Below are 20,672 nucleotides of genomic sequence, written 5' to 3'. Positions count from 1 at the left end.
CTCGACTGGACCTCGACTCGACAGTCGGCTCAACCCGCCCGCAGGCGTTCGTAGTGGGCCACGCACGCCTCGTAGTCGGGCAGCAGGCCCGCCGCTTCGGCCTGCCGCAGCGTCGGCGCGCCGGAGTCCTTCTCGGAAAGGAGCGGCTCCACGTCCGGCGGCCACGGCAGCTCGAGTGCCGGGTCGAGTGGCGTGATCCCGTGTTCGGCGGGCGGGTTGTAGCTGGTGGAACACAGGTAGGCCATCGCGGTGCCGTCCTCCAGCGCCATGAAGGCGTGGCCGAGCCCCTCAGCGAGGTAGACGGCGCGGAACTCGTCGCTGTCGAGCCTCACCGCGTCCCACCGGCCGAACGTCGGCGAGCCGACGCGCAGGTCCACCACGACGTCCAGCAGCGATCCGCTCGGGCAGTAGACGTACTTGGCCTGTCCCGGCGGGGTGTCGGCGAAGTGGACACCTCGCACCGTCCCCCTGCGCGACACGCTGTGGTTCGTCTGCGCGACCCGCATGGGGTGCCCGACCGCCTTGACGAACGCCGGCTCCTGGAACGGGGCCACGAACAGGCCGCGCTGGTCGGGGAAGACGGGTGGGCTGAATTCGTAGGCGTCTCGCACGGCCAGTTCGCGCACGTCCATGACGGGCAGCTTAGCGCCGGCTTCCCAAGCCGGATGGTCGTCTTGCTAATCGGTCGCTGACCAGGGCGAAGTCCGGCGAGCAGCCCACCCGATGTTGTGATGTCAAGCGCACCCCGGCGACACCGGCCGGACCGGGCCTGTCACACTGGTGGAACCGCCGCGTCCGCGGCTACGGTGCCAAGATGGGCCAAGCCTCACCACGGGCTTCGATGCCACACCGAGTCGGCAGTCCGCGCTACCGCGCTGGATCGCCGCGTTGGAAGAGCCCTTTTTAGTGCGGGACGCCTCTGGTGTCCCTCTTTTTCCAGCTACTGGAGATTGACGTGTCCCAAGCTCAGGTGAGCGACGAGGAGATCTTCTCCGGCCACGAGGGCGGCAAGCTCTCCGTGACCGCCAACCGTTCCATCACACAGGCACGCGACCTGTCCATCGCGTACACACCCGGGGTAGCGAAGGTCAGCCGCGCGATCGCCGACGACGCGGCGCTCGCGCAGCAGTACACCTGGGCACAGCGCCTTGTCGCGGTGGTGAGCGACGGCACAGCGGTACTCGGACTCGGTGACATCGGCCCGAGCGCGGCGTTGCCCGTGATGGAGGGCAAGTCGGTGCTGTTCAAGAGCTTCGCCGGGCTGAACTCGATCCCGCTGGTGCTGGACACCGTCGATGTCGACGAGATCGTGCAGACCCTGGTCCGGCTGCGTCCCTCGTTCGGCGCGGTGAACCTGGAGGACGTCGCGGCGCCGCGTTGCTTCGAGCTGGAGGAGCGGCTCAAGGAGGCGCTCGACTGCCCGGTGATGCACGACGACCAGCACGGCACGGCGATCGTGGTGCTCGCGGCGCTTCGCGGCGCCAACATGGTGCTGGACCAGGCGCTGGCCGACCAGCGGGTGGTCATCTCCGGCGCGGGTGCCGCGGGTGTGGCGTGCGCCAGGATCCTGCGGGCAGCCGGTGCGGGCGACATCGTCGTGCTGGACTCCAAGGGGATCATCCACGAGGGCAGGAGCGGGTTGAACCCGGTCAAGGAACAGCTCGCGGCCGACACGAACACCGGCGGACTGCGCGGCGGACTCGCCGAGGCACTCAGCGGTGCGGACGTGTTCATCGGGCTTTCCAGTTCCACTGTGGACGAGAGTCTGCTGAGCACGATGGCGAGCGATTCCATCGTGTTCGCGCTGTCCAATCCGGACCCCGAGGTGCATCCGGATGTCGCGGCACGGCACGCTTCGATCGTCGCGACCGGGCGCAGTGACTTCCCCAACCAGATCAACAACGTGCTGGCCTTCCCCGGCGTGTTCCGTGGCGCGCTCGACGCGGGTGCGCGGGCCATCACCGAGAACATGAAGCTGGCCGCCGCCGACGCGATCGCCTCGGTGGCCGCCGACAAGCTGGCGCCCGATCACATCGTGCCGAGCCCGCTCGACCCGAGGGTCGCCGCCGAGGTGGCCGCCGCCGTGGCGAAGGCGGCCGAGGCCGACGAGGTGACCGGCTAGCGCCCGGCGCGGGCTAACTCGGTTCGAGCAGGCGGCGTACCTCGGCGATCCGATGCCTGGGTAGGTCGATCAGGCGCAGGTCGGCTATGTCGGCATCCGCCCGTGGCCAGACGTTGCCGAGCCGGGCGTGCGCGCGGGTCCATACCGCGTGCACGCCCGGCTCCGCTGCCGTGGCGGGTGCTGCTTCCGCGACCACGACGGCGTGGCTGTTGTCGGGGGTGCTGCGCAGTAGCCGCAACCGGTACTTGGGCCGCAGCAGCTCGACCAGCGCCGCCTGCGCCCGTTCGTCGGTCAGGTCGGGATGGTTGTTGGGTACCAGTGCCGCCACCCGGTCGGCGTTGACGGCCAGCAGCAGTCGCGGCAACCACGGACCCGGGTCGCCGCTGAGGTCCACGGCGACCGCCACGCCCTCGGGTACGGCTCGCGGCCTCGTCCAGTCGGGATCGCGCTGCTCGACGTTCCTGCCGCCCTCCGCGGCGATGGCCGTGAGTGCGTCGTGCAGTCGCCGGGGTGACTGGTCGGCCTCGACCGACCTCGGACCCCGGGTGTAGATGGCCTGTTCCGCGTTGCCCTTTCTCGCGCGCTTTCCGCCTGCACGCGCGGTCGGTTGGCACACGTACAGGTCGGCGGCGCTGCCGACCGCCTGCGCACCGGTGTAGCGGTTGAAGTCGGGGATGATCGCCTCGAAGGTCAGTCCCAGCGAAAGCAGCTCCCGCTGCACCTGCCTGCCGAGGGTGGGGTGGCGCTCGCTGTAGCCGTACGCCAGTAGCAGCCGCCCTTCCTTCGGCCGCTCGAGGCACTCGATTCCGCGGGCGGCGAACAGCGCCATTCCCGCTTGCGTGTAGGGCGGGTCGCTGAAGACCACGTCCGCGCTGCCCGCCACCGCCAGCGGCAGCCCGAACCGCAGGTCGGTGTGCACGGTGCGAATCGAGCCGTCGCTGAGGTCGTCGATGTACTCGAGGATGCGGTCGTCGACGTCCACCACGGTGAGCCGGGCATCGGGCCGTAGCGCGCGAACGGCCAGTGACGTCAGGTCGTGGTCGCCGAGGAAGAGCAGCCGCGCCTGCCGCAGGTCGTACTCCTCGTCCAGCCAGCCGGCCCTGCGCAGTACGGTCTCGGGCGTGGCCTGCACGTGGTCGAGTGCGGGCAGCGGTGCGGGAACCCCTTCGATGTGGGAGCGAATCCGGTCGAGTAGGTCGGCCGGTGGCTCTGCCTGGCCGCCGGCCAGTTCGGCGGCGCGTGCGGCCGAGCCCTCGCGCAGCCTCACCGAGTCGCCACGATGTTCGAGGTCGTCGCCGAACTCGGCCAGCAGTTCCTCGACGCTGCGCCTTGGCAGCGCGCTGCCGAGTACCAGTTCGTCGATGTCACGCCAGCCCTCGCTCAGCAGGGTCGTCACCAGCCGGACGGGGCGTGCTCGCGGGAGCAACGGGTTCACGGCAGCGAGCCTAGAGAAACGTCGCCGACCAGCGGTCGGCGGGCGGTTTCGCGGCAACTGGCCTGAACCATAAGTATGGTCCGAACCTACTTTCGTCCCGGGCCAATCGGGTGGTGAGTGGCACCAAATGACCGTTCGATACCCGGAGTTCCGGAAAAGCACAAGATCTACCTTCCACCCGTCTCGCGCCCGTACGGTCTCCGCCACGTTCACCGGAACGTGTGTAGGAGGAGACCTTGCGAACCAATAGGAAGTTCAGGCACAGGTCATTGGCTGGCCTCGGCCTGGTCGCCGGCGTCGCCACCATAACCCTGGTCGGCGGCATTCCCGGTGCGGCAGCACAGGAGGGAACCATCCTTGGTGCCGACGCCGAAGGTGCGATCGACAACAGCTACATCGTCGTGCTGAACGACGGCTCGTCGGTCGATCGCGTGGCCGACCGCCACGGCGCGGAAGTGGAACGCCAATACCACAGTGCGTTGCGGGGCTTCGCGGCCACGATGAGCGAAGCCGAGGCGAAGCGGGCGGCCGCGGACCCGGCCGTCGCCTATGTCGAGCAGAACAGAGCCGTGCACACCATGGCCGACCAGGCCAACCCACCGTCGTGGGGGCTCGACCGGATCGACCAGCGTGACCTTCCGTTGGACGACAACTACAGCTACTCGACCACGGCGTCGAACGTGACCGCCTACGTCATCGACACCGGCATCCTCACCTCACACAGCGACTTCGGTGGCCGCGCGCGATCCGGCTACGATTTCGTGGACAACGACTCCAACGCCACCGACTGCAACGGGCACGGCACCCACGTCGCGGGCACCATCGGCGGCTCGGCACACGGTGTCGCCAAGGAGGTCGACCTCGTCGCGGTGCGGGTGCTGGACTGCAACGGTTCCGGCAGCTACGACGGCGTCATCGCGGGTATCGACTGGGTGACCAACAACGCTCAGGGCCCTGCGGTGGCGAACATGAGCCTCGGCGGCGGTGCCTCCACGGCGGTCGACGACGCGGTGCGCCGCTCGATCAACGCAGGCGTCACCTACGCGCTCGCCGCGGGCAACGACTACGGCGCCGATGCGTGCAACACCTCGCCCGCACGTACCGCCGAGGCGATCACCGTGGGATCGACCACCAGTTCCGATGCCAGGTCGAGCTTCTCCAACATCGGAAGCTGCCTCGACATCTTCGCGCCGGGCAGCAGCATCACCTCCACCTGGATCGGCAGCAACACCGCGACCAACACGATCAGCGGCACGTCCATGGCGACGCCGCACGTGGCCGGTGCGGCGGCGCTGTACCTGGCCGACAACCCCTCGGCGAGCCCGCGGCAGGTCCGCGACGCGCTGGTGAACAACGGCACCACCGGCGTGGTCGGCAGCCCCGGCAGTGGTTCGCCCAATGTGCTGCTCCACACCGGCACCGGTTCCACCACTCCGCCGGAGCCCACCGACTGCGACCCGGTGACCAACGGCACCGACGTCGACATCCCCGACGCCGGGCCCGCGGTGACCAGTTCGGTGACGGTCAGCGGCTGCGACCGTGCCGCCTCGAGCTCCGCCACGGTGGAGGTCGACATCCGGCACAGCTACCGGGGTGACCTGGTGATCGACCTGGTGGCCCCCGACGGCACCACGACGCGGCTGAAGAACTCCGGATGGGACTCCGCGGACAACGTGCAGCAGGCCTACACCGTTGACGCGTCGGCCTCGGCGGCCAACGGCACCTGGCGACTGCGGGTGCAGGATGTGTACAGCTACGACACCGGCTACATCAACAGCTGGACATTCACGCCGTAGCCGGTTGTCCTGACACGGCACGAAAAGCAGAGGCCGTGGGCGCTGGACGGTGGTCAACCGAAACAGCGCCCACGGCCTGCGAACATTTTCGCCTACTCGAACGCCTTCTCGATCAGCGCGCGCTGCTCGACCTCGTGCACCTTCGACGAGCCCGCGGAAGGCGCGGCCATCGGCCTGCGCGTGACCGCCTGCAGGCCGGAGAACACCTCAGGCAGCTTGCGCGGCAGGTGCAGCCCGAAGAACGGCCATGCGCCCTGGTTCTCCGGTTCCTCCTGCACCCACACGACCTGGCTCGCGGCCGAGTACCGCTGCATCGCGGCGAGCAGCTTCTTCTTCGGCAGCGGGTAGTACTGCTCGACACGCACGATCGCGATGTCGTCGAGCCGGCGCTTCTGCCGTTCCACCACCAGCTCCCAGTACAGCTTCCCGGAGGTGAGCAGTACCTTGCGAACCTTGCCCGGGTCGATCTCCGCGTCGTCGATGACCGAGAGGAACTTCGACTGACCGGTGAAGTCCTCGATCGCGGAGGTCGCCAGCTTGTTGCGCAGCATGGACTTGGGCGTGAACACGATCAGTGGCCGGTTGACGCCGTCAAGCGCGTGCCTGCGCAGCAGGTGGAAGTAGTTGGCGGGCGTCGATGGCACCGCGACGGTCATCGAGCCCTCGGCGCACAGTTGCAGGAACCGCTCGATGCGCCCGGAGGTGTGGTCCGGCCCCTGCCCCTCGTGACCGTGCGGCAGCAGCAGCACCACGTCGGACAGCTGGCCCCACTTGGCCTCGCCCGAGGAGATGTACTCGTCGATGACCGTCTGCGCGCCGTTGACGAAGTCGCCGAACTGCGCCTCCCACATCACCAGCGCGTCGGAGTTGGCCACCGCGTAGCCGTACTCGAAGCCCACGGCCGCGTACTCCGACAGCGCCGAGTCGTAGATCATCACCCGGCCCTGGTTCTCCACCAGGTTCTGCAGCGGCGAGTACTCCTGACCGGTCTTGCGGTCGATGAGCACCGAGTGCCGCTGGGTGAAGGTGCCGCGCCGGGAGTCCTGCCCGGACAGCCGCACCAGCTTGCCCTCCATGGCGAGCGAGCCGAAGGCGAGCAGTTCGCCGAACGCCCAGTCGATGCCGCCCTCGCGCGACATCTTGTGTCGCCGCTCGAGCACCGGCTTGACCCGGGGGTGCGGGCTGAAGCCCTCGGGCAGGTTCACGAACGCGTCGCCGATCCGCGAGATCACCTCGGGGCTGACCGCGGTAGGCACCTTGGTGGGAACCTGCTGTTCCTCCTCCACCGACGGGCTGGGCGCGATCGGGTGCTTCTCCAGTTCCCGCACCTCGTTGAAGACGTGCTCCAGTTGACTGGAGAAGTCGCGCAAGGCGGCTTCTGCCTCTTCCATGGAGATGTCGCCCCGGCCGATGAGCGCCTCGGTGTAGGTCTTTCGCACGCTGCGCTTGGCGTCGATGATGTCGTACATCGCGGGCTGGGTCATCGAAGGGTCGTCACCCTCGTTGTGGCCTCGCCGCCGGTAGCAGATCATGTCGATCACGACGTCCTTGTTGAACGCCTGCCGGTAGTCGACGGCGAGCCGGGCCACCCAGTACGCCGCCTCGGGGTCGTCGCCGTTCACGTGGAAGATCGGCGCGCCGATCATCTTCGCCACGTCGGTGGCGTACTGCGAGGAGCGCGCGTGTTCGGGCGGTGTGGTGAAACCGACCTGGTTGTTGATGATGACGTGCACGGTGCCGCCGGTGCGGTAGCCGCGCAGTAGTGCGAGGTTCAGCGTCTCGGCCACCACGCCCTGCCCCGCGAACGCCGCGTCGCCGTGCAGCAGCACCGGCAGGACGGTGAAGCCGCCGGAGTCACGGTCGCCCTTGTCCAGGATGTCCTGCTTGGCGCGGACGATGCCTTCCAGCACCGGGTCCACGGTCTCCAGGTGGGACGGGTTCGCGGTCAGCGACACCTTGGTCTCGCCGTCGCCGAACATCCGGAAGTACTTGCCCTCGGCGCCGAGGTGGTACTTCACGTCACCGGAGCCGTGCGCCTGGCCAGGGTCGAGGTTGCCCTCGAACTCCTGGAAGATCTGCGAGATCGGCTTGCCGACGATGTTGGCGAGCACGTTGAGCCTGCCCCGGTGAGGCATCCCGATGACGACCTCGTCCAGTTCGTGCTCGGCTGCCTTGTCCAGCACCGTGTCGAGCAGCGGGATAACCGTTTCGCCGCCCTCCAGCGAGAACCGCTTCTGCCCCACGTACTTGGTCTGCAGGAACGTTTCGAACGCCTCGGCGGCGTTGAGCTTGGACAGCACGTACTTCTGCACCGACGGTTCCGGCTTCTCGTGCGGAACCTCCACGCGCTCCTGGATCCAGCGCCGCTCGTCGGGGTCGAGGATGTGGGTGTACTCCACGCCCACCGTGCGGCAGTAGGAGTCGCGCAGCACGCCGAGCACGTCGCGCAGCTTCATGCGCTGCTTGCCCGCGAACCCGCCGACGGCGAACTCGCGGTCGAGGTCCCAAAGCGTCAGCCCGTGGGAGAGGATGTCCAGATCCTCGTGCCTGCGTTGCCGGTAGTTCAGCGGGTCGGTGTCGGCCATCAGATGGCCGCGCATGCGGTAGGCGTCGATCAACTCCAGCACGCGGGCCGTCTTGTCGATCTCGCCTTCCGGGATGTCCTCCACCCAGCGCACCGGTTCGTAGGGCAACCGCAACGAGGTGAAGATGTCGTCGTAGAAGCCGTCCTCGCCGAGCAGCAACCGGTGGATGAGCTTGAGGAACTCGCCCGATTCCGCGCCCTGGATGATGCGGTGGTCGTAGGTCGAGGTCAGCGTCATGATCTTGCTGACACCGAGGTTGACCAGGGTTTGCTCGCTGGTGCCCTCGAAATGCGCCGGGTACTGCATGGCGCCGACGCCGATGATCGCGCCCTGGCCCGCCTGCAGCCGGGGCATCGAGTGATTGGTGCCGATGCCGCCAGGGTTGGTCAGCGAGATCGTGGTGCCCGCGAAGTCGTCGGCGGTGAGCTTGTTGTTCCTGGCCTTCTTGACGATCTCCTCGTATGCCTGCCAGAACTGGAGAAACGTCATGTTCTCCGTGTGCTTGATCGAGGCGACCACCAGCGTGCGCTGGTCGTCCTTGCCTTTCATGTCGATGGCGAGGCCGAGGTTGACGTGCTCGGGCGTCACCGCGTGCGGCTTGCCGTCGATGACCGCGTAGTGGCGGTTCATGTTCGGGAAGTCGCGAAGCGCCCTGACCATCGCGTAGCCGATCAGGTGTGTGAACGAGATCTTCCCGCCCCGGGTGCGCTTGAGGTGGTTGTTGATCACGATGCGGTTGTCCGCCATCAACTTGGCGGGCACCGCGCGCACGCTGGTGGCCGTCGGCACGGTCAGCGACGCGTCCATGTTCTTCGCGATGGCCGCGGCCGCGCCGCGCAACGGCTTGGTCTCCTGCTCGGGTCGCTGCTTGGCCGCGGCGGGCGCGGGCTTGGCGGAAGCGGGCTGTGCCTTCGGTGGTTGGGCGGGCGCCGAGGACGCTGAGGACGCGGTGGTCGGGGCGGTCGAACTCGGCGTGCGCTGCTCGGTTCCGGAGGTTCCGGACGTCCCGGAGGTCGCGGAGCTGGCGGACTGCCCGTTGGGTGAGGGGGTGCGCTCGGCGGTCGTGGTGTCCGGCTTGGCCTGAGTGGTCTGCGTTGGCTGCGTTGGCTGCGTTTGCTGCGTTGGCTTGAAATCGGTGAAGAACTCATGCCAGGCGGCGTCGACTGAGGAGGGGTCGGCGAGGAACTGGTCGTACATCTCCTCGACGAGCCATTCGTTGGGGCCGAACTGTGACGCAGGGCTGCTGCTGGACACGGCTTGGACTCGCCTCTATCCGTCTCGTCTCGATCTTGGTTGTCCGATTACGCGCCTACCAGGCTAACCCCCTGGCGCGGCCTGTCAGCAGCGAACTGGGGCAACCGTGGCAGCTGGACTCTGGTATTTGTCACTGAATCGATCAGGAGCGGTTTCATACTGGGAACCGGCTGCTCACTGTGCTGCGTCAGTGACAGTGAGGTCGAGAAGGGGGCATCGTGGCCGATCTGGGGGACGTCGAACGAATGGTCGACAACTGGGAGCGCGACGCCGCCGAACGCGCACGGCGCTACGAGCAGCTGCGCGAGCAGGTGGAGCAGATCTCGATCACGGAGTCGGTGGCCCAGGGCGCGGTGAGTGTGACGGTGGGCGCCAACGGCGTGCCTACCGACGTCTCGATGACCGACGGCGTGCGCAAGATGAGCCCCGACGAGATCGCGGCCAACGTGGTGCGCGCGATGCGTAAGGCGCAGGCGAAGTATCCGCAGCGGCTGCAGGAGATTACCGCAGCCACGGTGGGTGAGGACGCCACGACGCGGCACCTGCTTGCGACCGCGGCCGAGCGGTTCCCCGAGCCGCCTGCCGAGGAGGACGAGCCTGCCCGGCCCGCGCCCGGCGGGCAACTGCGGGTGGAGATCGAGGAAGAAGAACCCGAGACCCCGCGAAGGCCGCGTGGGCAGGCGCCTCGGCGGCGACCGGCGCGGGCGAGCGAGGACGAGAACGGCGGCTTTGACGACTTCGACGACTTCGGGGGCCAGTCCTTCCTGAGACGCGACTGAACCGGCGACGGCCGGCGACTGGGGGTGAACGGTGAGCGACGGGCGGGGATACCAGGTCCTGACCGAGGAACTGGACACGCACGCGGGCAAGGTCGACGGCTTCGCCGAGCGGATGCGCACGGCGGTGGATGCCGCGCGCCAGGTGACGATGGACAACAGTGCCTACGGCGTGATCTGCCAGCCGTTCGCGTTGTTGCTGCAACCGTTCGAGGAAATGGGCGTGCGGGCGCTGGAACAGGCGGCCGAATCCATCACCGAGACCGCGGGCAAGGTCCGCGAGGCCGCGGCGGCGTACACGGCGCGCGAGGGTGAGACCTCGGCGGCGGTGCGGCGGGCGGGGAGTGGTCTGTGATGCCCGAGGGCAACCCGCTCGTCGCGCAGGAACAGTCGCAGACCACGGCGGTGACCGGGATCGGGATCGCCGAGTCGGCGCAGGGGCTGGCGCAGGGTATCTCCGACGGGTCGTGGGTAGCGGCCGGACTGGGTGCCGTCGGCACCGGGCTCGAGGTGCTGTCGATGGTGATCGACCCCGTCGGCACGCTCATGCAGTACGGCGTGTCGTGGCTGATCGAACACGTGCAGCCGCTGAAGGAGGCGCTGGACTGGCTCGCGGGGGACCCGCCGGTGATCCAGTCGTTCTCGCAGACCTGGGCCAACGTGGCCGCCGAGGTCTCCGCGATCGCGCAGGACGTCGGCAACGAGGCCAACAACGGGACCGCGGGCTGGACCGGTGCGGGGGCCGACGCCTACCGGGGGTCGGCCGCGCAGCAGGCCGACGCGATCGCCGGGGCGGCGTCGCTGTCGGAAGGCATCTCCACCGGTGTGATGATCATGGGCGAGGTCGTCGCGGCGGTGCGGGAAACCGTCCGTGACCTGGTGGCCGAACTGGTCGGCAAGCTCATCACCTGGGCGCTGGAAGCGGCGGCGACGCTGGGCTTCGCCACCCCGGCGATCGCGGCGCAGGCCACGGCGGCGATCAGCAAGGCGATCTCCACGATCAGTGACCTGATCCGCAAGCTGGTCAAGACGATCAGCAATGTCTCGCCGCTGATCCGCAAGGTGGTCACGAAGCTGGACGAGATCATCCAGGCACTGGCCAAACTGGGCCGAAAGATCGACGGCGGCAGCCCTTCCGGCGCCACCACACCCTCCGGCGCGACAACGCCATCCGGTTTCGACGGGCCGAGCGGTTCGACCACGCCGTCGGGTTCCACCGCACCCAGCGGCTCCACGACCCCCAGCGGCACCACCACGCCCAGCGGCAGCACAACGCCGGACGCCCCGTCGAGCACTTCCAAACCCGACGGCACCTCACCGTCCGCCACCAGCCCCGACGGCACCACCAGCCCGAACGGTGGCGGCAAGCCCGACGCGACGACGAACAACCCGGAACGCGCACCCGACGGCGGCACCACCGCAAGAGACCAGACAGCCGGGGACGAACGGACACCGGCCAGGAGTAACGATTCCAAGTGTGAGGGCGGCGATCCGATCGATCTCGCCACCGGCGAGATGCTCACCGTCAAGACGGACGTCATGCTCCCCGGTGTCCTTCCGCTTGTCCTGAAGCGGGCACACATCTCCTCCTACCGGGTCGGTCGACTGTTCGGTTCGTCGTGGGCATCGACGCTCGACCAGCGCTTGGAAATCGACGACGGAGGGATCTGCCTCGTCACGGCTGATGGTCCACTGCTCGTCTATCCGCACCCCGCCTCGGACTCGGAATCCGTGCTGCCCTCGGAGGGTTCCCGTTGGGAGCTGGCATGCGGGCCGGAAGGTGGCTATGTGGTGGAGCAGCGTGATCGCGGAATCAGGCTGCACTTCGCCGAAGCCAGAGCAACCGGCCGAGTGGCGATCGCAGAACTGTCTACAGTGGTCGACCGCAACGGGAATCGGATTGACGTCACCCGTGACGACACGGGCGTCCCGACCGCTGTCGAGCACTCCGGTGGCTACCGGGTGATCGTCAGCTCCGAACACGGACGCGTTACCGAACTGCGCCTGGCGAGTCCGGACAGCGCCGAGATTTCGTTGGTCAGATACGCATACGACGACGCGGGAAGGCTTGCCGAGGTCGCCAACTCCTCAGGTCGGCCGGTCCGGTACGAGTACGACGGCGCGGGTCGCGTCGTGCGCTGGACCGACCGCACAGGCGAGTGGTATTCCTACGAGTACGACCACGCTGGCCGCTGCGTGCGAACCGACGGTTCTGGCAGCGCGTTGACGTGCTCCATCGATTACTCCATTGAGGATGGCGTCACCCGTTACACGAACTCGCTTGGTGACACGACCAGCTACAAGTTCAACGAAGCCCTGCAACTGGTCGCCGAGACCGATCCGCTGGGACGGACGACAACCTTCGAATGGGATCGGTTCGACCGGCTGCTTTCTTCGACGGACCCGCTGGGTCGGGTTACCCGACATGAATACGACGAGTGGGGCAACCGGACGGTGACCACGCGGCCGGACGGCTCGCAACGCCGGGTCACCTACAACGAACTCAGCCTTCCCGAGACCACGATCGACCCGGACGGCGCCGTGTTGCGGCGAATCTACGACAGTCGCGGCAACGTCGTGCGGTTGATCGATCCGCTCGGTTCTGTCACGACCTGCCGATACAACGATACCGGACACCTGGTCGCCGTGGTCGACGCGCTCGGCAAGGAAACTCGCATCAGGACAGACCCCGCTGGGTTGCCGATCGAGACGATCAATCCGGAAGGTTCGGTTGCTCGCTATGTTCGCGACCAGTTCGGTCGAGTGGTTCGCATCATCGACCAGTTAGGAGGGGAAAGCCAGTTCTCGTGGACGGTGGAGGGAAAGCTCCTTTCCCGCACGTTACCCGATGGTTCAACCGAGCGATGGAACTACGATGCCGAGGGCGTCGCTGGTGGCGTCGACAGAACGGTTATGACTAGTGGAGCTTCGTACAAATCTGCAGTATCTGAAGAAATCCAACAAGGCGCCGCGGCCGGGTGACGTGTTCGTGCTGCGGCCACCGACCGACCGCTACTTGTTCGGTCGGGTGATCGGGGTGGATCTGCAGTTTCCGAAGGCGCCGATGTCGGGTGCGATGCTTGTCTATATCTACAGTGTTGAGCGCGAGGACAAGCAGCCACCGCTCGACGAGTTGACGCCGGACCGGCTGCTCGTTCCTCCGATTTACACCAACAAGAAGGGCTGGACAGTCGGCATCTTCGAAACGGTGCTGCACCGCGAGTTGGAACGCGCGGACGAGTTGGAACGGTACTGTTTCTGGGACGGCCTTCGAAAGAAGTACGTCAACGAGGAGAGGGAAGTCCTCCCGCAGCGGTTCGAGCCGTGTGGCACCTGGGGTCTTGTGAGCTACCGGATGCTGGACGACATGGTTTCGGATGCACTCGGCATTGAGCGCGCCCCGGAACACCCCAACGACAATCGCAACGATTGAGGTAGGCGATCGGGCTCAGCCGCCCAGTCGCCACAGGTCGGCGTAGTGGCCGCCTGCCCCGAGCAGTTCGGCGTGGGTGCCTCGCTCGACGATGCGGCCGTGGTCGAGCACCACGATCTCGTCGGCCCTGGCGGCGGTGGCCAGGCGGTGAGCGACCACGAACGTCGTACGCTTCTTCGCGAGTTCGTCGGTGGCCCGCAACACCACCGCCTCGGTCGCCGGGTCCAGCGCCGCTGTGGCCTCGTCCAGCAGCAGCACGTCCGGGTCAACCAACTCCGCCCTGGCCAGCGCGACGAGCTGCCGTTGCCCCGCCGAAAGCGACCGGCCACGCTCGCCGACCTGCTGGTGGAACCCGTCGGGCAGCGCGGCCACCGCATCCAGCGCTCCCACCGAACGAACGGCGGCCTCCACCTCCGCATCGGTGGCCGACGGCCTGCCGTAGCGCACGTTGTCGGCGACCGTCCCGGAGAACAGGTGCGCCTCCTGCGGCACCACTCCCAGCCGGGCACGCAGCCCTTGCAGGTCGTAGTCGCGCACGTCAACTCCGTCGATGCGCACGGTGCCTTGGGTGGCGTCGTGGAACCGCGCGACCAGTTTGACCACTGTGGACTTGCCTGCGCCGGTGGCTCCCACCAGCGCCACCGTGGTACCCGCCGGCACGTGCAGCGAAAGGTCGCGCAGCGCCGGGGTGTGTGTGCCGGGGTAGGTGAACTCCACGCCCTCCAGCTCCACCTCGCCGCGAAGCCGCGGCGGTACCGGCACGGGGTTGTCCGCCACCGGCACCGATGTGGGCGTGCGCAGCAGGTCGCCGATCCGGCGCAGCCCGACCTTGGCCTGCTGGTAGCCGTCGAACACCGACGACAACTGCTGCACCGGGGAGAAGAACAGGCCCAGATAGAGCAGGAACGCCAGCAGCACACCGACGGAAAGAGTGCCCGCCGCCACTCGTTGCGCACCCGTGACGAGCACGATCGCCTCGGCGGCTCCGGAAAGCAGCGTGACGAACGGGAAGTAGGTGGCCACGTAGCGCTGCGCCCGCAACCTGGACCGGCGGTAGGCGTCGCTTCGGGAGGCGAAGTCACGCGCCGAGCGCTCCTCGCGCGTGTAGGCCTGCGCCACTCGCAACCCGCTCACGTTCTCCTGCATGTCGGCGTTGACGGCGCTGACACGTTCCCTGGCCTCGGTGTAGGCGGCCGAAGCCAGCCTGCGGAACACCACCGTGGCAGCCACGAGCACGGGCAGCACCGCGAAGGCGGCAAGCGCGAGGCCGGGATCGGTCACCAGTAGCGCGCCGCTGATGCCCGCGATGGTCAGTGTGCTGACCACCGCCGTGGCCAGGCCCGTCTGCAGAAAGGAGGAGAGCGCGTCGACGTCGGTGGTCATCCGCGTCATGATCCGGCCCGCGAGTTCGCGCTCGTAGTAGTCGAGGCCGAGCCGCTGCAGGTGGGCGTAGCTGCGTACGCGCAGCAGGTACAGCACCGACTCGCCGGTGCGGGCTGTGAGCCGGGTCTGCGCGTTGATGACGGCCCAGTCGAGTGCGATCACCAGCGCGCCCGCCGCGGCGGCGAACCACACCGCCGACTCGACGCCGACGCGGACCCCGTCGTCCACACCACGCTGATACAGCGCGGGCAACGCGATGGTGGCCAGCGCGTCGAGCGCCACGAGCACCACGACGACGCCGAGCAGGGCCCTGACCGGGCGCAGCAGCCCGCGCAGCCGGAACCCCGGATCCGGCGCGGTGGGGTCGGCACCGCCCAGCTTCGGCGTCCCGGTGGCTGCGGGCAGTTCCCGCACGCGCCGCAGCAGGTCCGGCGTCGGCGGCAGGTCCAGCGAAGCCCGCGCGCCGGGTCCGCCACCTCCCGCAGCGGGCCTGGTCGCGTCGGGGCCGCGGCTCGCCGCCGACACCGCCAGCCGCTCCACCTCGTCGCCGCCTTGCCCGCTCGGCCACAGTTGCGGGGTGATCCCGGACTCGTCCCTGGTGAGCGTCTCGCTGCGGTAGGTCTCCTCCACGTCGTCGCCTGGACCGGCGAGCAGGTCGCGAAACAGCGGGCAGCGCACCGACAGCTCCTCCGAGGTGCCGACGTCGACAACCCGGCCGCCGTCGAGCACGGCGATGCGGTCGGCGAGCGCGAGCGTGGAACGGCGGTGGGCGATGAGCAGCGTTGTCCTGGCCGCGGTGACGTCGCGAAGCGTCTGGTGGATCGCGGCCTCGGTCACCGTGTCCACCGCTGAGGTGGCGTCGTCGAGCACGAGCACTCTCGGATCGGTCAGCAACGCTCGCGCCAGCCCGAGCCGCTGCCGCTGGCCGCCCGACAACGTGAGCCCCCGTTCGCCCACCAGCGTGTCGTAGCCGTCCGGGAGCGCGCTGATGAACTCGTGTGCCTCGGCGGCCTTCGCCGCGGCCACGATCTCCTCGTCACTGGCGTCGGGTCTGCCGTAGGCGATGTTGTCGCGTACCGAGGTGGAGAACAGGAACGCCTCCTCGAACACGACGCCGATGGCGCTGCGCAGCTGCGAAAGGCGGACGTCGCGCACATCGACCCCGCCGATGAGGATCCGGCCCTGGTGCACGTCGTAGAAGCGGGGCAGCAGCAGCGAGGTCGTCGACTTGCCCGAGCCCGCCGTGCCCACGAGCGCGAGCGTCTCGCCCGGTCTGGCGTGCAGTGACAGCCCGTCCAGCACCGGCTCGCTGCGCGAGTATCCGAACCGCACGTCCTCGAACCGGATGTCGAGGGGGCCGTCGGGCAGTCGCTGGGGATCGCTCGGGTCGTGGATCTCGGGCTGGGCGTCGACGAGTTCGTGCACGCGTTCCGCACCCGCACGCGTCAACTGTGCCTGCACCACCAGGCTGGCCAGCATCCGTGCCGGACCGACGAGCGCGGAGACGTAGGTGGCGAATGCCAGGAACGTTCCCAGGCTGATCTGCCCGCGCAGTGCCAGGATGCCGCCGACCGCGAGCACGGCCACCTGTCCCGCCGCGGGCAACGCCGAGGTGGTGGCCGTCGGCAGCGCCGAGAGCCTGGCCGCGCGCAGCCGCTCGGCGTAGAGCTTGCGCGCCGTGGCGGACAGTTTGCCGACCTCACGGGATTCCTGGCCGAAGCCCTTCACCACGCGCACGCCGGTGACGGTCTCCTCGACCTGCTGGGCGATGTCGGCCGCCCGCTGCTGCGCCGACCAGGTGGCGGGAAACAGTCTTCGCCTGCTCACGGCCACCACGATCGCCACGGCGGGCGTCACGACCAGTGCGATGAGCGTGAGCAGCGGCGACATCCACAGCATCGCCCCCAGCGCGAGCAGGGCGAACACCACCGAACCCGCCGAAAGCGGCACCTGCATCAGGATTCCGGTGACCAGCTGCAGGTCGGTGATGGCGCGCGAGGCGATCTGCCCGGTGCGCATCGAGTCCTGCTTGCCGCCGTCCAACCTGGAGACGGCCGAGAACACCGAGCGACGCAGGTCGTGCTGCACGTCGAGGGCAAGCCGCCCCCCGACGTAGCGGCGAGCGAACGCGGTGCCGAAGGCGAGTACGTGCAGGCCCAGCAGTCCCGCGGCGAGCAGGCCCAGCCGTGCCGTCTCGCCGGCGACGGCGTCGTCGACCGCCGCTTTGACCAGCAGCGGGATGGCCGCCTGGAAACCGACGCCCACCACGGCGGCGCCCAGCGCCAGCACGACCAGCACGGGGTGGCGCCAGCAGGCGGCGGCCAGCCTGCGGATCCAGCCGTTCCGCGGCGGGTCGTGAGTGTGCGCGTGGGCGGCGACCCTGCTACCCACTCACGACCCCTGCCACTAGGTGATGTCGCGGCGCTGGTTGGCGGCCCAGCCCGCCAGGAAGAACACCATGGTCCAGGCGAAGAAGATCAGTGCGGACAGCCACCACGAGAACGCGCCGGGCGCGCCCGCGGTGTACTGCATCAGCCACTGGAAGTCCTTGTCGATCTGGTCGGGTACCGAAAGGCCTGCCGCACCGAAGGCCTCCGCTCCGATCGCGCCCACGATGCCGTTCAGCGTGCCGTTGGGCAGCAACCCGCCGAGCCAGCGGATCCCGAACCAGCCGAAGCTGACGAACACCAGGACGTTCTCCACTACCAGCATCCAGATTGCCAGAGTGACGGTCGGGCCGGTGACGCTGTTCCACACGGCGCCGACCCCGATGCCGAACAGCGTGGCCAGCGTGGTGGCGAGGATGCCTGCGCCGAGCACGCCGAACCACTGCCCCGCGGAGGGCAGGCCGCGGTCGTCCACGGTGAGCAGCGTGCCGAGGCTGGCGGCGGCAACCACCACGACGCCGTAGAGAGCGCCCCAGCCGATGTAGGTGAGCATCTTCGCGGTGAGGGCGGAGCCTCTGGTGGGAGCGGTCAGGAACGTCGTGGTGATCGTCTTCTTGGTGTACTCGCCCGCCAGCGCGAACACTCCGAAGATGACAGGGAAGAACGCGCCGATGTTGATGCCGTGGGCCAGTGAGAGCAGCCCGACGGGGAGGGCTCCGAGTTCGATGCCGACCAGGCTCGCCAACTCCTGGGCGTCGGTACTGCCGAGGTAGTCGTTGATGTCGTTGGTGATCGCGCCCCAGCCGAGCGAGAACAGGAAGGCGAACGCGAACGCCGGGATCAGCAGCGCCCACCAGCTCTTGGTGGTGAGGATCTTGCGCATCTCGGCCTTGATCAGGTTTCCCATCACTGCTGCTGTCCTCCCCAGCCCTGGTTCGGCTGCTGTGGCTGGTATCCCGGTTGCTGCGGCTGCTGGTAGCCCATCGGGGGTGAGGGTGGCGCCGGGGCCGTCGGCGGCGGACCCCAGCCGCCGTGCTGCTGCGGGACCTGCTGCTGGCCGTACGCCGCCGCCCCGTACTGCGGGTTGGTGAGCTGGAAGAACAGCTGCTCCAGGTCGGCCTTCTCCTCCTGCATCCCGTACACCGCGATACCGGCCTTGGCTGCGATGTCGCCGATCTGCTGCACGGTCGCACCCGAGACCGCCACCCGGCCGTCGGGCGTCGGCTCCACCTGGGTGACGCCCGCCTGCTGCAGCGCGCTCACCAGACCGGTGGCGTCGGCAGGCTGTACCAGCACCCTGGCCTGCTGGCTGTTGCGAAGCTGCTCGAGCGGGCCGTAGTACCTGGTCATTCCCGCGCTGATGATCACAACCTGGTCGATGGTCTGCTCGACCTCCGAAAGCAGGTGGCTGGACACCAGCACGGTGCGGCCCTGCTGGGCGAACGAGCGCAGGAAGGACCGAAGCCAGGCGATGCCCTCGGGGTCGAGACCGTTGGACGGTTCGTCGAGCACCAGCACCTGCGGGTCGCCCAGCAACGCGGTCGCCAACGCCAGCCGCTGCCTCATACCGAGTGAGAACTCGCCCGCCTTTCGTTCCGCCGCGGGCGTGAGGCCGACCAGCGCGAGCAACTCGTCGACCCGCTGGTCGGGAACGCCGATCGCCGCGGCGTACACCCGCAGGTGATTGCGTGCCGTCCGCTTGGGATGGAAGCCCTCGTTCTCCAGTACCGAACCCACGATCCTGGCCGGGTTGCCCAGTTGATGGTGCGGCCTGCCGTTGATGGTGGCCGCGCCTGCCGTCGGTGTCACGAGCCCGAGCAGCATCCGCAGGGTCGTGGTCTTACCGGCCCCGTTCGGGCCGAGAAAGCCGGTGACCGAGCCCGGCTCGACGGTGAAGCTCAGGTTCGCGACCGCTGTCACGGGTCCGAACTGTTTGGTGAGGTTCTGCACCGCGATGCGGCCACTGCCGTCGTGCATGCTGCCCTCGTTCCCCTCGGTGTCTGCGCTGTGGCGCTGCCATCCTGCCGTACGGCCTCGTTGGACGGAGGGGGAGGGCCTCGGGTTCCGTCGCGTGCGCCGCCGCGACGAAGATCACTATCGCTGCGGTCGAACTGACTGAGCTGCGCCGACGCCGGGCTGCCTGCCGGCGTGCGGCCCGGTGAGGAATCATTTTCGGCGACTCACCGTGCCCCGACGAGCGAAGTCGCGAGTTATTACCTAGACTCGTAGGTGGCGGCCCGCTCCCGGTGACCCCCAGGCTGGTTGAGCGGGCCGCCCCTTCATGTCCGACGCTGCGTTTCGCAGCGTCACTCAGAGTTCGAATTCGCTGTGCGGCAGGCCGTGTGCGGAAGCCACCGGCTCGTTGGTCAACGCGCCCGCGTGGGTGTTGAGCCCCCGCGCCAGGGTCGGATCGGATCGCGAAGCCGCACGCCAACCCTGTTCCGCCAGCCGCAGCACGTAGGGCAGCGTGACGTTGGTGAGGGCGTAGGTCGAGGTTCTCGGCACCGCGCCGGGCATGTTGGCGACGCAGTAGAACACCGAGTCGTTCACCCGATAGGTCGGCTCGTCGTGGGTCGTGGGCCGCGAGTCGGCGAAGCAGCCGCCCTGGTCGATGGAGACGTCCACCAGCACGCTGCCCGGCCGCATCCGCGCGACGAGTTCGTGCGAGACCAGCTTGGGTGCCTTCGCTCCCGGCACGAGCACGGCACCGATCACCAGGTCGGCCTCCAGCACCGCGTGCTCGAGGGCGAGTGCGTTGGAGGCGACGGTGCGGATGCGGCCAGCGAAGTCGTGGTCTATCTGGCGCAGCCGCTGCGGGTTGGTGTCCAGTACCTCCACATCCGCGCCGAGGCCGGAGGCGATCCGCGCGGCGTTCAACCCGGCCACGCCGCCGCCGATCACCACCACCCTGGCGGGGTGCACACCGGGAACCCCACCGGGCAGTACTCCCCTCCCGCCGCTCGGCTTGAGCAGCGCGTGCGCTCCGACCTGCGGAGCGAGCCTGCCCGCGACCTCCGACATGGGCGCGAGCAACGGCAGCGCCCCGTCGTCGGTCTGCACCGTCTCGTACGCGATCGCCGTGGTGCCCGCAGCCAGCAGCGCTTCGGTGAGCGGGCGGTCGGCGGCCAGATGCAGGTAGGTGAACAGCACCAGGTCGCGGCGCAGCAGGCCGTACTCGGCGGCGACGGGTTCCTTGACCTTCAGCACGATGTCACCCTCGGCCCAGGTCTCCTCCGCCGTGGCGATGATCTTGGCGCCTGCCGTGACGAACTCCTCGTCGGTGATCGCGGAACCGGTGCCCGCGCCGGTCTCGATGAGGACGTCGTGCCCGAGCCGGGTCAACTCGTGCACTCCCGCCGGTGTGATGGCCACGCGGTACTCGTGCTTCTTGATCTCTCGGGGGACGGCGATGCGCACGACTGCCTCCTGCCGACTGTCTTAGGTGCCGCTGACCACGGTGAACCACCCGTACGGCGGTGTCATCGTGGGCGCACGACAATG

General features: G+C 68.5%; 13 protein-coding genes. 6 read left to right on the top strand and 7 right to left on the bottom strand.

Annotation, left to right across the window (positions count from 1 at the left end; translation table 11 throughout):
• Positions 1-29: 29 nt before the first annotated feature.
• Positions 30-632, bottom strand: a complete 603-nt coding sequence (locus tag SACMADRAFT_RS21245) for a dTDP-4-dehydrorhamnose 3,5-epimerase family protein (RefSeq protein WP_009155905.1) — start codon at positions 630-632, stop codon at positions 30-32.
• A gap of 290 nt (positions 633-922) precedes the next feature.
• Between SACMADRAFT_RS21245 and SACMADRAFT_RS21240 the strand changes: the two genes are divergently transcribed.
• Complete coding sequence (locus SACMADRAFT_RS21240; protein ID WP_009155904.1) at positions 923-2,122, top strand: NAD(P)-dependent malic enzyme; 1,200 nt, start codon at positions 923-925, stop codon at positions 2,120-2,122.
• Between the two features lie 13 nt (positions 2,123-2,135).
• On the opposite strand, the gene SACMADRAFT_RS21235 is transcribed toward SACMADRAFT_RS21240, so the two are convergent.
• Entirely contained in the window at positions 2,136-3,557 is a 1,422-nt protein-coding gene (locus SACMADRAFT_RS21235; protein ID WP_009155903.1) for a bis-aminopropyl spermidine synthase family protein, read from the bottom strand.
• Between the two features lie 236 nt (positions 3,558-3,793).
• On the opposite strand from SACMADRAFT_RS21235, the gene SACMADRAFT_RS21230 reads away from it, so the two are divergent.
• Positions 3,794-5,353: a S8 family peptidase gene (locus SACMADRAFT_RS21230; protein WP_009155902.1), complete on the top strand. Its 1,560-nt coding sequence runs from the start codon at positions 3,794-3,796 to the stop codon at positions 5,351-5,353.
• 92 nt (positions 5,354-5,445) lie between these two features.
• Here the strand turns inward: SACMADRAFT_RS21230 and SACMADRAFT_RS21225 are convergent, their stop codons facing one another.
• Positions 5,446-9,192: a multifunctional oxoglutarate decarboxylase/oxoglutarate dehydrogenase thiamine pyrophosphate-binding subunit/dihydrolipoyllysine-residue succinyltransferase subunit gene (locus SACMADRAFT_RS21225; protein ID WP_009155901.1), complete on the bottom strand. Its 3,747-nt coding sequence runs from the start codon at positions 9,190-9,192 to the stop codon at positions 5,446-5,448.
• 218 nt (positions 9,193-9,410) lie between these two features.
• Here SACMADRAFT_RS21225 and SACMADRAFT_RS21220 point away from each other — a divergent pair, with 218 nt between their 5' ends.
• From SACMADRAFT_RS21220 to SACMADRAFT_RS21205, 4 genes are read left to right on the top strand one after another with little or no spacing between them, the layout of a single operon-like run.
• Complete coding sequence (locus SACMADRAFT_RS21220; RefSeq protein ID WP_009155900.1) at positions 9,411-9,971, top strand: YbaB/EbfC family nucleoid-associated protein; 561 nt, start codon at positions 9,411-9,413, stop codon at positions 9,969-9,971.
• Positions 9,972-10,002: 31 nt separating this feature from the next.
• Entirely contained in the window at positions 10,003-10,323 is a 321-nt protein-coding gene (locus tag SACMADRAFT_RS21215) for a type VII secretion target (RefSeq protein WP_009155899.1), read from the top strand.
• Complete coding sequence (locus SACMADRAFT_RS21210) at positions 10,323-12,950, top strand: DUF6531 domain-containing protein (RefSeq protein WP_009155898.1); 2,628 nt, start codon at positions 10,323-10,325, stop codon at positions 12,948-12,950. Before SACMADRAFT_RS21215 ends, SACMADRAFT_RS21210 begins: the two co-directional genes overlap by 1 nt.
• The gene (locus tag SACMADRAFT_RS21205) at positions 12,889-13,401 is read left to right on the top strand and encodes an immunity 26/phosphotriesterase HocA family protein (protein ID WP_009155897.1); all 513 of its coding nucleotides are present in this window, start codon (positions 12,889-12,891) and stop codon (positions 13,399-13,401) included. The genes SACMADRAFT_RS21210 and SACMADRAFT_RS21205 overlap by 62 nt, the downstream gene beginning before the upstream one ends.
• A 15-nt stretch (positions 13,402-13,416) precedes the next feature.
• On the opposite strand, the gene SACMADRAFT_RS21200 is transcribed toward SACMADRAFT_RS21205, so the two are convergent.
• The 4 genes from SACMADRAFT_RS21200 to ald all read right to left on the bottom strand — a co-directional run bounded on the left by SACMADRAFT_RS21200 (position 13,417) and on the right by ald (position 20,588).
• The gene (locus tag SACMADRAFT_RS21200; RefSeq protein ID WP_009155896.1) at positions 13,417-17,175 is read right to left on the bottom strand and encodes an ABC transporter ATP-binding protein; all 3,759 of its coding nucleotides are present in this window, start codon (positions 17,173-17,175) and stop codon (positions 13,417-13,419) included.
• Between the two features lie 15 nt (positions 17,176-17,190).
• A complete protein-coding gene (locus SACMADRAFT_RS21195; protein ID WP_040925823.1) occupies positions 17,191-18,078 on the bottom strand; it encodes an ABC transporter permease subunit in 888 nt (295 codons plus the stop codon).
• Entirely contained in the window at positions 18,078-19,148 is a 1,071-nt protein-coding gene (locus SACMADRAFT_RS21190) for an ABC transporter ATP-binding protein (protein WP_009155894.1), read from the bottom strand. Before SACMADRAFT_RS21190 ends, SACMADRAFT_RS21195 begins: the two co-directional genes overlap by 1 nt.
• Positions 19,149-19,481: 333 nt before the next feature.
• Positions 19,482-20,588 carry an alanine dehydrogenase gene (gene ald, locus SACMADRAFT_RS21185; RefSeq protein WP_009155893.1) on the bottom strand — a complete coding sequence of 369 codons (1,107 nt, stop codon included), beginning with the start codon at positions 20,586-20,588 and terminating at the stop codon, positions 19,482-19,484.
• Positions 20,589-20,672: the final 84 nt, after the last annotated feature.

Source organism: Saccharomonospora marina XMU15 (assembly GCF_000244955.1).
Lineage (GTDB): Bacteria > Actinomycetota > Actinomycetes > Mycobacteriales > Pseudonocardiaceae > Saccharomonospora_A > Saccharomonospora_A marina.
This window is presented reverse-complemented; position numbering and strand designations above follow the sequence as displayed.

What these genes read in the sequence shown, in the direction of transcription:
- SACMADRAFT_RS21190 (WP_009155894.1), bottom strand. Translation starts at nt 19,148, where the DNA reads ATGCACGACGGCAGTGGCCGCATCGCGGTGCAGAACCTCACCAAACAG.
- SACMADRAFT_RS21195 (WP_040925823.1), bottom strand. Translation starts at nt 18,078, where the DNA reads ATGGGAAACCTGATCAAGGCCGAGATGCGCAAGATCCTCACCACCAAG.
- SACMADRAFT_RS21245 (WP_009155905.1), bottom strand. Translation starts at nt 632, where the DNA reads ATGGACGTGCGCGAACTGGCCGTGCGAGACGCCTACGAATTCAGCCCA.
- SACMADRAFT_RS21210 (WP_009155898.1), top strand. Translation starts at nt 10,323, where the DNA reads ATGCCCGAGGGCAACCCGCTCGTCGCGCAGGAACAGTCGCAGACCACG.